Source organism: Streptomyces sp. NPDC044061 (assembly GCF_056434305.1).
Window position 1 is genome coordinate 78,003 of sequence record NZ_JBWKFL010000027.1, and the last position, 13,066, is coordinate 91,068.

A 13,066-nucleotide genomic window follows, 5' to 3' on the forward strand; every position below is an offset into this window, starting at 1 on the left:
GGGGTGCACCAGCTCACTGCCGGTCCGCGCCGATCCCCGACCGGCTCGTCTTCGACCGGCCCGGCACCTCCTGCCCGGTTGCCCGTTGGTGCAGCTCCGCGCGTAGCCCGCTCAGCTTCTGCGGGTCCCGCTTTCCGCCGCCGCTGCGGCCTCTCCGTCCGCTCGGCGGTCAGGTCCTCCTGGCCGCGGCCCGATCGGTGGCCTTCAGGCTCCCTTCGAGGAGCTTCACGCGGTCGATGACATGGGTCGCCTCGGGCAGCGCCTCGGACGTGGCGTTGCCACGGGAGCGTCAGGCGCTTGTGCTGAAAGGCCCTCCTGACAGCCATGCTCACCGGGGACGGCCCACCCGCTCGGCGGACTGCTGGACGTTGTCGGGCACGCTCACCCGCCTACCGCCGCCGGGTACCAGTGTCCGTATGATCCGTGCCCCCGTCAGCACGGCCGTGACGTGCAGCGTCACGGCGACCGCGACGTTCTCCGGGTAGCCGACGTCGCTCGGGTGCACCAGCGCCACGTACACCGTCGCCGGCAGCCTCCAGCCGCTCCACGCGAACATCGAGCCCGATCCCAGCCACGCCGACGCGAGCAGGAGCGGATACGGCAGCCGGGTCGACCGGCGCCGGACGAGAGCCAGTACGGCGGCGGACGCGGCGAGGGCCCAACACGCGCTGACCCCGACCAGCACATGCCAGCCGGCCGGCCGCTCATCGCGGTGCGCGATGCCCAGGGTGCCACCGGCCGCCCAGTAGAGCCAGGCCAGGCCGGTCACGGCACCGGTTACAGCGGGCCACAGCGGTCCCGAGGAGGGGCGGGTACGGGGTCGCTGCGGCCGGCGCAGCGCGTGGGGCCAGCGCCGCCACACATAGGCGGGAAGCGCGATGGCCAGTGCGATCCCGGTTCCCACGAAGCTGCACTGGAGCAGCACCGCTTCCCAGCCCGGCATCGACGCTTCGCCCCGCGAGCTCCCTGAGCCCCCCGAACTCCCCGTCCTGGAGTTCACCAGCGCGCCGACGACGACGAACGGCAGGATCGACACCAAGAACCCCGACCCGACCCAGGCGGAGAATCCCACCAGCCGGCCGGGGATCCGCATCCCCCACGGCCGTACCAGCGCCAGCCCCAGCGTGATCCCGGCCGCAGCCATACCGATCGTGACGATGTTGAGCACCAGCCACCCGCCCAGGCTGAACCCCCGTCCGACCGGCAGCAGCCCCAGTGACGAACCGACCACCCACGACACCTTGATCACCAAATACGGGACGAGGGCCGCCGCCGCCCCGTACGCCGCCGCACGCCCGGTCCGGTCCCAACGCTCCACCACGTCTCCCTCCGCTGGGGATCCCCATGCTCCGGCGCCCGCACACCCCTCGGCATCAGCCCCCAGGCGCACCCCGCTCCCCCGCTGGTCCAACTGGCCCCTCCGCCCTGCGGACCACGCCACATGCGTACGACGACGTTTGCGGCCCGAGTCGCGTGCAGGTGCCCGAGCATCCCGAACTCAGCGCAGGTGACGATCAGCAGCCGGAAATCGGGCATACCCCCGTAAACTCGCCCGCACCGAAGCCCTGGCCGAGCAGACCGCAGCCGACTGAACGCCCCGCGCGTGGCCGACCCCGGAGCCGACGGGGTCGGCAGCAGGGCGAGATCAGCCGTTGACCTCCCGCGCCACGCGCTCCAGTCGGCTCCGGTGGCCCTCCCACCAAGCCTGATCCCCTGGTGGCATGTTGTCCTTGCCCTGCAGGTATCCGACGGATCCGTCGATGAGCTCTCGCACGATGTCGGCGTGGCCGGCATGCCGCTGGGTGTCGGAGACCACACGCACCAGGATGTGGTGCAACGTCACCTCTCGGCGTTCCTCCGGCCACCACGGGACGTGACCGATCGCGTCGAGCGTCAGCATCGCGATCGTGCTGTCGGAGTGCTCCCACGCCTCGCGATACAGTCCGACGATCTGTTCCCGTGATTCGTCTACGGTGGCCCACATGTCCGAGTTGGGTTCCGACTCCTCGGTATACCACCAGGACGGCGGCTCCGCGTTGAAGAACGGCCGTCCGAACGTGTCGCCGAAGTACGCCAGCTCCACGCCGGAGACATGCTTGACCAGCCCCAACAGGTTCGTGCCCGTGGGGGTCAGCGGACGGCGGATGTCATACTCCGAGAGCCCATCGAGCTTCCAGACCAGGGCATCACGCGCCTCTTGCAGGTATCGGAGAAGGTCTGCCTTCGGGTTCGGTTCGGTCATGCCGGGCAGTTTTCCACCTGGCACTGACAGCCGGAGGTGACATCAACAGTCACTGACATCGATCTTGCCGGCGATGTACAGGGAAGCGAATGCCAAGCACAGCGCTGTTTCCGTGCGCCGCGGGAACAGCCGATCCGGCCAGCACTGTTGCACCAGCCGAGGGACCGGCGCCGCGCGGGCCGGGACGAGAGAGGTCACAAGATCGTCCGCTCCGGCGCGATCCGGGACCTCGGATCCGCCATGTGCCCGGTCGCCCGATATCGGGGCGACCACTTGTGCTCGTGCCGCAGACTCGGACCGACGCTTTTTCACGCAGGAGGACTCATTCATGACTGACCGACCCTTGACGCTCATGGCTGTGCACGCCCACCCCGACGATGAGGCCACTGGAACGGGAGGTGTCCTCGCACGGTACGCGGCGGAGGGCATCCGCACGGTCCTCGTGACGTGTACCGACGGCGGTTGCGGTGACGGACCCGGGGGTGTCAAGCCGGGCGATCCCGGGCACGATCCGGCAGCTGTCGTCTTGATGCGGCGTCAGGAACTCGAGGAGAGCTGCGAGATCTTGAAGGTCAGTCATCTGGAAATGCTGGACTACGCCGACTCCGGAATGATGGGCTGGCCGACCAACGACGCCCCTGGATCCTTCTGGCGGACACCCGTGGAAGAGGGCGCTGCCCGACTTGCGGAACTCTTTCGCCGTTACCAACCTGATGTGGTCGTCACCTACGACGAGAACGGCTTCTACGGCCACCCCGACCACATCCAGGCCAACCGCATCACGATGGCGGCACTGGCGATGACCGAGCCGACACCGAAGGTGTACTGGACGACGGCGCCCCGCTCGATGATGCAGCGGTTCGGGGAGGTCATGCGCGAGTTCGGTGCGGACTGGGAGGAGCCGGATCCCGCCGAGGCCGCCGCGATGGTGGAGATCGGGCTCCCCGACGAGGAGATCACCACCTGGGTGGACACCAGCGCCTTCGGCGGTCAGAAGTTCGATGCACTGGCCGCGCACGCCAGCCAGGGCGAGAACATCTTCTTCCTCAAGATGGGCCAGAAAAGGTTCACCGAGCTGATGGGCGTCGAGACCTTCGTACGTGTCCAGGACACCACCGGCGCGACCGTGCCCGAGAACGACCTCTTCGCCGGACTGCGCTGACCCGCCCGCCTTACTCGGTTCAGCTGGGCCGCGATCGCGGACACGACAGCGGCCGGGCAGTGCCCTCGGGGGGCCTGCCCGGCCGCGTTGCGCCGCCTCCCCCCTCGGGTCAGCGGTCCGCGTTCGAGGCTGCGTCCCGCTCGGCCGCGGAGGCGGCCGACTCGGCCGCGTTCACCTTCTGCTCCATCTGCGAGTAGCCCGAGGGCGTGGCCGCCGGGGCCTGCGGCGACGCCGCGTCGTGACCGGAGCAGCCGACGGCCAGGGCGGCCAGCAGGACCATCGGCACCACCGCGGTCCGTGCGCGCATCAACTTGCCTCCCTGCCGCCGTCGTTGTCCCGGCACCACGTCCTGACCTGGTCGAGGTCCTTCTGCCGCTGCTTGAGGGTGGGCACCAGCGCCTTGCGGGTCTTCAGCCGGTCCTGGAGGAACGTGGCGATCTCGGTGTGGCCCGCCTTCTCTGCGTTGGCCACGCGCCGTTCCAGCCGGGCCACCGAACCCCGGGTGCCTGCCCCGGCGTCCAGCCGCTTCAGCGCCCGGTCGATGCGCCGGTCGATCCTCGGCACCCGCTTGCACAGCGCCTTGGCCCCGTCGCCGGTCGGTCCCGGTGTGGGGGAACTGTCGGCCGTGGCCGTGCCCGTGGCGCCCGCCAGCAGCGCTGCCGTGGCGAGCCCAGCCAGCAGGTTGCGCCGCCTTCGCCGGATGTCCATCGCATGCCTCCGTTCCCGGGCGGACCACTCGTCCGCCCGTCCCGCGGCAGGTTAGGAGTCCTCTTTGGGGAAACCTTGTGACCGGTATGTACCGTTTGTCCGATCAACCAGCCGCGGCGGTCGGGCAGTTCTCCCTCCCCGGCCGGCAGCCGCACCTCGAAGCGTGCCCCCGTGCCGCCCGGTGCGCCGCCGACCGTCACGGCGCCCCGGTGCAGTGCGGTCTGCTGGGCCACCAGCGTGAGGCCGAGCCCGGAGCCGGCGCCGGCCGGGCCGCGCCGGAACCGTTCGAAGATCCGCTCCCGGTCCTGCTCCGGCACTCCCGGTCCGCCGTCGTCCACCGTGAGCACGATCCACTCCCCCACGCGCCGCAGACCCACCGTCACGTTCACCCGCCCTCCCGCGTCGGCTCCGTGCGCCACGGCGTTGGCCAGCAAGTTGTCGAGCAGCAGCCGCAGTCCCGGTTCCCAGCCCCGCACGGTGACCCCCGCCGGGGCGTCCAGCACGATCACCGCACCGGGCACACGGCGCCGGGCCTCGGCGACGGCCGCCTCCGCGATCTCCGTCAGGTCGGCGGTGCGGAACGCCTCCGCCTCCACCAGGTCCCCGCGCCCGAGGTCGCGCAGCATCACCAGCAGGCCCAGCAGCCGCCCGTATTCGCCGCGCAGATCGGCGACGACCTCCGTGCGGTCCAGGAGCTGGTCACGGGTGAGGACGAGCCCGGCGTCGCGGGCCAGTACCTCCAGCAGCTCGAACTCGCGCCGGGTGAGGTCCAGTGGGCATCCGCCACGCCGTACGGTGCGGGCGGCCGGGTCGATCAGCAGGTCCGCCACCCGCACCGCCTGTTCTTGGGCGGCGGGCGGCCGGCGCCGCAGCAGCGCGCGCAGCCGCAGCACAGGTTCCTGCAGGGCGAACGGCTTGACCAGGTAGTCGTCGCCGCCGGCCTGCAGGCCGGCTATCCGGTCGGCGGTCTCGTCTGGCGCGGAGAGCATGAGCACCGGCAGATCCCGGCCGTCGGCCCGCAACCGCGCGCACACCTCGATGCCGCTCATCCCGGGCATCGACACGCCCAGTACGAGCACGTCGGGCGGGCCGTCCGCGACGGCAGCGAGCGCGCCGAGCCCGTCGGGCGCGGTGCGGACCGCGAAACCGCTCAGCCGCAGCCCGCGCTCCAGTGACCGCCAGATGGCCGCGTCGTCGTCCACGACCAGGACCGTCCCGGGGGGGGCCGTCCCGCCCATGCGCGCCTCCCTCGCTCGCCGTCAGCGCCCGGCCGGCCAGGGGATCCACGTCCGCCGTCAGCGCCCGGCCAGCGTAGGAGCCTCCCACGTCCGCCGTCAGTGCCCGGTCAGCGTAAGGCCCGGCTCCCTTCCGTCGGCGACCTCGGTGGAGTGTCCCCTCGTTGGCCGGATCACGTACGTTCAGCGCGATCTGCCCGTGGCTGGCGACGGTCCACAGGGCCCGCCACCGGCGGTCCACCGGCCGCCGGAAAGACCGCTGCGTTTCGCGGTCTGCCCCCTGCCAGGAGTGGTCAACCCGTGATGTCCGCGGCGTCGCACCGCAACCGCAGTGGCCGAAAATATGTCTCTCAACGCGTGCCGGAAGCGCCGGAACGAGTGGGATGTCGGTCGGCACAGCGGATCTGGGGGGACGGAATGAACGCATGGGCGGTGCCCGGATACACCGAGTCGCTGGAGCTCGGATCCGGGGCGAGCGGACGGGTCGTACTGGCCGTGCACGAGGGGACCGGCCTTCCGGTCGCGGTGAAATACCTCAGCGAGTCACTGCGCACCCGGCCGGGATTCGTGCACGAGTTCAGGGCCGAGGCGCGGCTGCTCGGCGGGCTGGAAAGCCCGTACGTCGCCGGGTTGTACGAGTACGTCGAGAGCCCGGACGGCGCCGCCATCGTGATGGAGCTGGTGGACGGCGTCTCCTTGCGGGCCCTGCTGGCCAGGGAGGGTCCGCTGGATCCCGAAGCCGCGCTCGTGATCCTCAAGGGTTCCCTGCTCGGCCTGGCAGACGCGCACCGCATGGGCGTCGTCCACCGCGACTACAAGCCGGAGAACGTCCTGGTCGTGCCGGACGGCTCGTCCAAGCTCGTCGACTTCGGGATCGCGGTGGACACCGGCACCAGTGTCGGCGTCGCGGGAACCCCCTCCTACATGGCCCCGGAACAGTGGACCGGCGCGCCGGCCTCTCCCGCGGCCGACGTGTACGCGGCCACGGCCACGTTCTTCGAGTGCCTGACGGGCCACAAGCCGTACTCGGGTGACAACATCGCCGAACTCGCGCTGCGGCACGTCGATGCGCCCATCCCCACCGACGAGGTCCCCGAGCCGGTGCGCGCACTGGTGCGGCGCGGCCTGGCCAAGGACCCGGAGGAGCGGCCCACGCACGCCGAGGCGTTCGTCTCGGAACTGGAGGCGGCGGCCGGCGCCGCCTATGGGCCCGACTGGGAGGAACGCGGCCGGGGACGGCTCGCCGCGCTGGTCGCACTGCTGCCGCTGCTGTTGCCCTCGGCACGCAAAGCCCCGCGGACCATGACGGACACCGCACGCACGGTCCTGGCCCAGGGAGCGGGCCACGGCCCGGCTCGGTCGTGGCTCCCCGGCCGGGCGGGGATGCTGGTGTCGGCGGCGGTCGTGCTCCTGGGCATCCTCCTTACCTACGCCGCCCAGCACGGCCGGGCAGCGGATCCGCAGCAGACGGCTGAGGCCCTCGCCACCACCAGCGCCCAGCCCGGCGTGACGTCGCGGGGTCCCACCGCACCGACCTCGTCGGCCCACGCCTCCCCGTCCCCGACCGCCACTGTCTCCCCCAGCCTGTCGCCTTCGGGCGCACCGTCTCCGGACACCACCGGCACCGGCGAGCCTTCGATGTCCGTCACCACGACTCCGTCCGGGGAGACGACGCCCGGCGGGGCGACCACCGACGCGACACCGACCAGCGCCTCCCCCACCGCGCCGGCCCCTCCCGCGGTCAAGGACGTCGCGGTCTCGGCCTTCCGGCAGACGGGTCCGTCCACCGCCACGGCAACCGTCGACATCACCACGGACGGCACCGGGCCGGTCTCCATCACCGTCTCGTGGTTCACCAGCGATTCCGCAGGAGCGCTCCGCACCCCGGACGGTGCGCCCCAGACCTTCGAACGCAGCGGCGCCACCCAGTACTCGCTCCCCGTCGAGCACACCTTCCAGAACAAGGGGTGCTACTGGGTGGTGCAGGCCACGACGACCCCGGCCGCCGCCGACGGCGGCGCCTCGCAGCAGCTTCTGACCAGGCAGTGTGACCTCCGATGACCACTCAGAACGACCGCACCCCGGCACCTGCCGACGACTCCGAGCCCACCCGTGTGCTCGACCCCACCGACGAGCCCACCCACGAACTCGACCCCAGCGACGAGCCCACCGACGAACCCACCCCCGAACTGGACCCCACCGACGAGCCCACCCGCGTACTGGACCCCAGCGACGAGAAGGCCCCCACCCTCCACCTCGCGCCAACCACCCAACACCCCCCGGTCCGCGAAGCCGGCCCGAACGACGCCGAGTACAGCGCCACCGTGCTGGCCAGCCACTGGATTCAGCGGCCCGAGCCCGACGACACCGACACCCTGCCCGCGCCGCCCGGCACACAGATCACGCCGACCACATCATCGACGCAACCTGATCGTGTCGAAGGCACCGTGCTGCGTTTCGGCCCGGGAGTGACGGCCGCCGTCGTGCACCGCACCGAGAGGACGCTGCCCACGGGGCCAGCGGCCCCCGCGCCCTCGCGTCGGCGCCTGCGCAGACACGCGCTGCCCGCGCTGGTACTGGTCTGCGTCATCGCGTTCCTGGCCTGGCAGCACCTGCAACCGGCAGTCGGGGTGCGCGCGGTGGCGGGCGCCGTCCGGCCGACGACCGTCGGCTGCGACGGCACCGCGGACATCGTCGGCCTGGTCACCACGAACGGCCGGGCGGGCACGCTCTCCTACCGCTGGCGCCGAAGCGACGGCACCGCCTCGGCGGTCCTGCGGGAAACGGTGGCCCGAGGTCAGCGGCAGGCACGGCTGCACCTCCTGTGGACCTTCCGGGGCAAGGGCCACTACAGGGCACGAGCCGAACTGCGCATCCTCACTCCCACCCACCGCACGGTGGCCACCCACCTCACGTACGACTGCCCCTGACCAGCTGGGCGTGACGACCAGTGGAGTCCACGTCGCCGGACAGGCGAACGAGCCGGCCACGCCGGTCCTGGGCTCACCTCATCTGCCGGCGGGTCTGTTTCACCTCGCTGTCGACGGCCCAGGCGTCGGCAACCGGTCCGAGGTGGCCGAGCTTGTCAGGGTTGATCACCGAGCGGATGTGCTGGATCTGCCCGTCGAACACGTCGAGGGCCAGAGCATGGAGGACCTTGCCGTCCCGGTCGCGGAAGATCGCGCCGGGCTGGCCGTTGACCTCGTGCGGCTCGAACGTCACGTCGATCCGGGCCAGCAGCGGGTAGACGGAGGCCAGCAGCCGGGCCACGTTCTCGGAGCCGACGACGGCCCTGGCCAGCTGCGGGGCCTTGCCGCCGCCGTCCCCGACCATCTGAACGTCGGCGGCCAGTAGATCCCGCAGGCCGGCGACATCGCCTTCGCGCAGGGCGTCGAAGAACCGTGTCGCCAGCTCCTGCTGCTCCTGACGATCCGCTTCGAACCGCGGCCGCCCGGCCTCCATGTGCCGCCGTGCCCGTACCAGCAGCTGCCGGCAGGCCGCCTCCGAACGCCCCACCGCCGAGGCGACGTCGTCGAACCCGAAGCCGAACACCTCCCGCAGCACGAACACCGACCGCTCCAGCGGGCTGAGCCGCTCCAGAAGCAGCAGCGCCGCCATCGACACCGAGTCGGCAAGCTCCGCCGAGCGCGCCGGATCCTGATACGGATCGCTCAGCAGTGGCTCGGGCAACCACGTGCCCATGTACTCCTCCCGCCGCACCCGCGCGGACCGCAGCACGTCGATCGAGATCCGCGTCACCGTGGCGGACAGAAACGCCTTGACGGACGTGGGAAGGGTCGTCGAGCCGTCGAAGCGCAGCCAGGTCTCCTGCACCGCGTCCTCGGCCTCGCTCACGCTGCCCAGAATCCGGTAGGCGATCGAGAACAGCAGAGGCCGCAGCTCCTGGAACTCCTCGACCTTGTTCACGCCGCATCCTCCTGAGGTCTTCTCACCCAGCCGTATTTCCCGGCACGGGCACGTTCTGGTGATCTTGCGGTCCGTCGGCTGGGCTGTGCAACGCACCCTCGCCGGGGGCCTGCGACAGCGGGCCTCCGGCGTGCCCTCAATGGCCGTTCAGTGGAACTGGCCGACCTCGTAATCGCCGGCCGGCTGCCGGGCGATGATGTTCAGCCGGTTCGCCGTGTTCATGAAGGAGACCAGGACCACCAGGGCGGTGAGCTGCTCCTCGTCGTAATGCTTCGCGGCACGTGCCCAGACCTCGTCGCTGACCCCGCCGGGCACGTCCGCGACCCGGGTCCCCTGCTCCGCAAGCTCCAGCGCGGCACGCTCGGCCCCGGTGAAGACCGTGGCCTCCCGCCACGCCGCCACCAGGTTCAGCCGCACCGAAGTCTCACCGGCTGCGGCAGCCTCCTTGGTATGCATGTCGATGCAGACTGCGCAGCCGTTGATCTGGCTCACGCGCAGCGCCACGAGCTCCTGTGTCGCAGCCGACAGCGGCCCCTCCTTGAGCGTCCTGCCCGCCGACATGAGGTACTTGAGGGCCTGGGCGGCGGTCGGGCTGGCGAAGTAGTTGAGTCGCGCGTCCATTGCGTTCTCCTCCGTGCTCGTCGGTGGCTACACCCCCCGAGACGAGACAGCCCCACACCCTGTGACACGGACGCGCGTGATCCACGTCTCCCCGAACTCGGATGTTCGGAGATGTCACTCTCTCGGCGTGCGCGCCGCGTCACGCGGTCGCGCAGTGCCCGGATGCGGCCGCGGGTGTCAGGCGGTGGTGGTTGCGTTCTCGGCCGTGGCGAGGGCGGCGTCGGTGTCGGCGGTTGCCAGGTGGGCGTTGATGTGGGCCCCGGCCAGGGCGCCGGCTGCGGCGGAGGCGCCGACCTGGGCGGTCAGGTCGGTGGCGTTGCCGGCCACCCAGACGCCCGGGACGTCGGTGGTGCCGGCCATGCCCGAGACGAAGCGGCGGCCCATATTGTCGGGCAGGTCCTCCATGGGCAGGCCCAGCCCCGCGAGCCCCTCGGTGCGGGCCAGCATCCGGGTGGCCACTGCCAGGACGCGCCGGGCGACGACCCGGCCGTCGGCCAGCCGTACGCCCGCGATGCCGCCGCCGTCGGCGTCGACGACCTCGGCGACCGGAGTGTCGATGACTCGGATGCCACGGGCGGCGAACCGCGCTCGGGTCTCCTCGTCCAGGACGGTGCCGCGGGTGAAGTAGACGAGGTCGTCGGTGAGTTGGCGGAACAGCCACGCGTGGTGGACGGAGGCCGGGCCGGTGGCGAGAATGCCGATGGGCTCGTCGCGCACTTCCCAGCCGTGGCAGTACGGGCAGTGCACCACGCTGTGCCCCCAGTGTTCGGTCAGGCCGGGCACGGCGGGCAGCTCGTCGTGCAGGCCCGTGGCCACCAGCACGCGACGGGCCGTCAGGGTGCGGCCGTCGGTCAGGGTGAGGGTGAAGCGCAGATCGCCGTCTGCGGACTTGGAGGCGGGGGCGGCGGTGGCGACTTCACCGAAGACGACCAGGCCGCCGTAGTGGCGTACCTGCTCCCGGCCCTTGGCGAGGAGCTCGGCGGGCGGGGTGCCGTCCAGGCCGATGAAGCCGTGCATCACCTCGGCGGGGGCGTTGCGCGGGGTGCCGCTGTCGATGACGACGACCATGCGGCGGGAGCGGGCGAGCATCAGTGCGCCGTTGAGACCTGCGGCGCCGCCGCCGATCACCACGGCGTCGACCGTGCCGCTCGGCAGTGTGTCGCTCACGTACGCGGCCGTCGTGACAGTCATGGCATCCGCCTTCCCTGGGGGCGTGGGCCCCGGCTGTTCCGGGCCTCTGCTCGGCAAGCTAACCCCGCTTTGCACTGAGGGCATAGGATGTTGCCTATGACGCAAGACAATGGGGAGCTGGACAGCCTCGTACGCAAGCGCATCCGTGCCCTGCGGGTGGCGCAGGGCTGGTCTCTGGAGGAACTGGCCGGCCGGGCCAACGTCAGCCAGTCCACGCTTTCCCGCATCGAGAACGGCCAGCGGCGCCTCGCGTTGGACCAGCTCGTCACGCTCGCCCGCGCCCTGGGCACATCGCTGGACCAGCTGGTGGAGACGGCCGCGGACGACGTCGTGACCAGCCCGGTGATCGACGGCGCGCACGGGCTGATGCGCTGGCCCGTGAAGGGCGATCCCGGCATGAGCGTCGTGCGTCAGCGGATGACCGAGCCGCCACCGGCCAATCCGGCCCGGATGCGCGCGCATCCGGGCCGGGAATGGCTCGTCGTTCTGTCCGGCACCGCGATCCTCATGCTGGGCCACCGGCGCTTTCGGATCGAGACCAACCAGGCCGCCGAGTTCCCCACGATGCTGCCGCACGCCATCGGCGCCGAGGGCGGGCCCTGCGAGATCCTGGGGATCTTCGACCGCGACGCCCGCCGCGGCCATCAGCGCGACGGGGCCGACAAGCGCACCGACGACGGCTCCGCACCGGGCACTCCTGGCGCGTGACCGCCTGTCGGCAGTCTGAGTCGCTTTGCGTCTACGGCAGCCAAAGACGCCATCGTCTTGCGTATATGGGAAGAAGTCGTGCCGAACGAGCAAGGTCGTCCTAGCGTGACGGTATGACCCACGCACACCCGCACGCCGCCCACGACGGCCACCACCTGCACGACGACGGCCAGGCCGAAATCCTCGACCTGGACGCGGAGGTCCTGGCCCAGCACCACGCCGCCGTCACCGACTGGCTGCCCCTCCAGGCGCCCCCCGCCCAGATCGTGGATCTGGGCTGTGGCACGGGAGCCGGCACCTTCACCCTTCTCGACCGCTTCCCCGAGGCGCACGTCACTGCCGTCGACGCCTCGGCCGGGCACCTTCAGCGGCTGCGCGAGAAGGCATGCGACCGGGGCGTTCAGGCGCGCGTGCGCACGGTGCAGGCCGATCTCGACGAGGCCGACTGGCCCGACCTCGGCACCCCGGACCTGGCGTGGGCCTCGGCCTCGATGCACCACATGGCCCACCCCGACCGAGCTCTGCGCCGCGTCCACGAACTCCTCGCCCCCGCAGGGCTGTTCGCGGTCGTCGAACTGGCCGGCTTCCCCCGCTTCCTGCCCCCGAACGCCCCGGAGGACCGGCCCGGCCTGGAGGACCGCTGCCAACAGGCCGGCGACCGCCTGCACGCCGGGCACGTGTCCCACCGCGGAGCCGACTGGGGGCCGATGCTGACCAAGGCCGGGTTCACCGTCGAAGGCGAACGCACCATCACCGTCAACGTGGAAGCCTCCCGCGACACGGCGGTCGGCACGTACGCACTGGGCAGCCTGCAGCGCCTGCGCCACAACATCGCCCACACGCTCACACCGGAGGACCTAGCCGCACTCGACCAACTGCTCGACACCACCGGCCCGCACAGCATCCTGCGCCGCGCCGACCTCGCGGTACGCACCGAACGCACCGTGTGGGCCGCGCGCCGCGCCGCCTGACCGAACCGCCGTCGGGCGGGCAGCCGACGCTCTCGAGATCAGCGCGTCGGTTGCCCGCCGGGCAGCGACCGCCTCGTGGCTGCACCCCACACCTCCAAGGCGCCGGTCGACAGCTCCGCCGCGATCGGCGTTCCCGCCCAGTACGAAGCCTGGCGCCAGGCCCGCCGCAAGGAGATCGCCGGAGCGAACGGCAAAGCCAAGGCGGCGCTCAGGATGCGGGCCCGGTTGTCGCGGGCGGCGGAGCGCACGGTGCGGTGTGAGCCAGATGGCCGGTGCAGCGCCCCCGCCGCCGGCAAAGGCG

At 71.5% G+C, this 13,066-nt stretch carries 13 protein-coding genes and 1 pseudogene; 5 read left to right on the forward strand and 9 right to left on the reverse strand.

Going from position 1 to position 13,066, the window contains the following annotated elements; all coding sequences use genetic code 11:
* Nucleotides 1–328: 328 nt before the first annotated feature.
* Together AC07CM_RS34685 and AC07CM_RS34690 are read right to left on the reverse strand one after the other, a co-directional pair.
* Nucleotides 329–1,318, reverse strand: coding sequence for a hypothetical protein (locus tag AC07CM_RS34685; RefSeq protein ID WP_478880447.1), 990 nt, complete (start codon nucleotides 1,316–1,318; stop codon nucleotides 329–331).
* Between the two features lie 327 nt (nucleotides 1,319–1,645).
* Nucleotides 1,646–2,242, reverse strand: a complete 597-nt coding sequence (locus AC07CM_RS34690) for a DinB family protein (RefSeq protein ID WP_478880448.1) — start codon at nucleotides 2,240–2,242, stop codon at nucleotides 1,646–1,648.
* A gap of 328 nt (nucleotides 2,243–2,570) precedes the next feature.
* On the opposite strand from AC07CM_RS34690, the gene AC07CM_RS34695 reads away from it, so the two are divergent.
* Nucleotides 2,571–3,404, forward strand: a complete 834-nt coding sequence (locus AC07CM_RS34695) for a PIG-L family deacetylase (RefSeq protein WP_478880449.1) — start codon at nucleotides 2,571–2,573, stop codon at nucleotides 3,402–3,404.
* Between the two features lie 109 nt (nucleotides 3,405–3,513).
* Here the strand turns inward: AC07CM_RS34695 and AC07CM_RS34700 are convergent, their stop codons facing one another.
* From AC07CM_RS34700 to AC07CM_RS34715, 4 genes and pseudogenes are all read right to left on the reverse strand, one after another.
* On the reverse strand, nucleotides 3,514–3,711 hold the full coding sequence (locus AC07CM_RS34700; protein ID WP_478880450.1) for a hypothetical protein: 198 nt from the start codon (nucleotides 3,709–3,711) through the stop codon (nucleotides 3,514–3,516).
* Nucleotides 3,711–3,968 (reverse strand): hypothetical protein, encoded by a 258-nt coding sequence (locus AC07CM_RS34705; RefSeq protein WP_478880451.1) that lies wholly within the window; start codon nucleotides 3,966–3,968, stop codon nucleotides 3,711–3,713. Before AC07CM_RS34705 ends, AC07CM_RS34700 begins: the two co-directional genes overlap by 1 nt.
* Nucleotides 3,932–4,738: a sensor histidine kinase gene (locus AC07CM_RS34710; protein ID WP_478880482.1), complete on the reverse strand. Its 807-nt coding sequence runs from the start codon at nucleotides 4,736–4,738 to the stop codon at nucleotides 3,932–3,934. The genes AC07CM_RS34705 and AC07CM_RS34710 overlap by 37 nt, the downstream gene beginning before the upstream one ends.
* A 57-nt stretch (nucleotides 4,739–4,795) precedes the next feature.
* Nucleotides 4,796–5,350, reverse strand: a pseudogene (locus AC07CM_RS34715) (response regulator transcription factor); the annotation flags it as partial.
* Between the two features lie 414 nt (nucleotides 5,351–5,764).
* On the opposite strand from AC07CM_RS34715, the gene AC07CM_RS34720 reads away from it, so the two are divergent.
* Nucleotides 5,765–7,408 carry a serine/threonine-protein kinase gene (locus AC07CM_RS34720; RefSeq protein ID WP_478880452.1) on the forward strand — a complete coding sequence of 548 codons (1,644 nt, stop codon included), beginning with the start codon at nucleotides 5,765–5,767 and terminating at the stop codon, nucleotides 7,406–7,408.
* Nucleotides 7,405–8,277, forward strand: coding sequence for a hypothetical protein (locus tag AC07CM_RS34725; protein ID WP_478880453.1), 873 nt, complete (start codon nucleotides 7,405–7,407; stop codon nucleotides 8,275–8,277). The genes AC07CM_RS34720 and AC07CM_RS34725 overlap by 4 nt, the downstream gene beginning before the upstream one ends.
* A 73-nt stretch (nucleotides 8,278–8,350) precedes the next feature.
* Here AC07CM_RS34725 and AC07CM_RS34730 read toward each other — a convergent pair whose 3' ends face one another.
* The 3 genes from AC07CM_RS34730 to AC07CM_RS34740 all read right to left on the reverse strand — a co-directional run bounded on the left by AC07CM_RS34730 (nucleotide 8,351) and on the right by AC07CM_RS34740 (nucleotide 11,086).
* Complete coding sequence (locus AC07CM_RS34730) at nucleotides 8,351–9,274, reverse strand: RNA polymerase sigma-70 factor (protein WP_478880454.1); 924 nt, start codon at nucleotides 9,272–9,274, stop codon at nucleotides 8,351–8,353.
* A 147-nt stretch (nucleotides 9,275–9,421) separates the two neighbouring features.
* Nucleotides 9,422–9,895, reverse strand: a complete 474-nt coding sequence (locus tag AC07CM_RS34735; protein WP_478880455.1) for a carboxymuconolactone decarboxylase family protein — start codon at nucleotides 9,893–9,895, stop codon at nucleotides 9,422–9,424.
* Between the two features lie 177 nt (nucleotides 9,896–10,072).
* Nucleotides 10,073–11,086 carry an NAD(P)/FAD-dependent oxidoreductase gene (locus AC07CM_RS34740; RefSeq protein ID WP_478880456.1) on the reverse strand — a complete coding sequence of 338 codons (1,014 nt, stop codon included), beginning with the start codon at nucleotides 11,084–11,086 and terminating at the stop codon, nucleotides 10,073–10,075.
* Nucleotides 11,087–11,173: 87 nt separating this feature from the next.
* Here AC07CM_RS34740 and AC07CM_RS34745 point away from each other — a divergent pair, with 87 nt between their 5' ends.
* Together AC07CM_RS34745 and AC07CM_RS34750 are read left to right on the forward strand one after the other, a co-directional pair.
* On the forward strand, nucleotides 11,174–11,794 hold the full coding sequence (locus AC07CM_RS34745; protein ID WP_478880457.1) for a helix-turn-helix domain-containing protein: 621 nt from the start codon (nucleotides 11,174–11,176) through the stop codon (nucleotides 11,792–11,794).
* Nucleotides 11,795–11,907: 113 nt separating this feature from the next.
* The gene (locus AC07CM_RS34750) at nucleotides 11,908–12,765 is read left to right on the forward strand and encodes a class I SAM-dependent methyltransferase (protein ID WP_478880458.1); all 858 of its coding nucleotides are present in this window, start codon (nucleotides 11,908–11,910) and stop codon (nucleotides 12,763–12,765) included.
* Nucleotides 12,766–13,066 lie beyond the last annotated feature (301 nt).

Coding starts and splice junctions, on each gene's coding strand:
- AC07CM_RS34740 (WP_478880456.1), bottom strand. CDS start 11,086: ATGACTGTCACGACGGCCGCGTACGTGAGCGACACACTGCCGAGCGGC.
- AC07CM_RS34735 (WP_478880455.1), bottom strand. CDS start 9,895: ATGGACGCGCGACTCAACTACTTCGCCAGCCCGACCGCCGCCCAGGCC.
- AC07CM_RS34700 (WP_478880450.1), bottom strand. CDS start 3,711: ATGCGCGCACGGACCGCGGTGGTGCCGATGGTCCTGCTGGCCGCCCTG.
- AC07CM_RS34695 (WP_478880449.1), top strand. CDS start 2,571: ATGACTGACCGACCCTTGACGCTCATGGCTGTGCACGCCCACCCCGAC.
- AC07CM_RS34725 (WP_478880453.1), top strand. CDS start 7,405: ATGACCACTCAGAACGACCGCACCCCGGCACCTGCCGACGACTCCGAG.
- AC07CM_RS34690 (WP_478880448.1), bottom strand. CDS start 2,242: ATGACCGAACCGAACCCGAAGGCAGACCTTCTCCGATACCTGCAAGAG.
- AC07CM_RS34720 (WP_478880452.1), top strand. CDS start 5,765: ATGAACGCATGGGCGGTGCCCGGATACACCGAGTCGCTGGAGCTCGGA.
- AC07CM_RS34745 (WP_478880457.1), top strand. CDS start 11,174: ATGTTGCCTATGACGCAAGACAATGGGGAGCTGGACAGCCTCGTACGC.
- AC07CM_RS34710 (WP_478880482.1), bottom strand. CDS start 4,738: ATGCTGCGCGACCTCGGGCGCGGGGACCTGGTGGAGGCGGAGGCGTTC.
- AC07CM_RS34750 (WP_478880458.1), top strand. CDS start 11,908: ATGACCCACGCACACCCGCACGCCGCCCACGACGGCCACCACCTGCAC.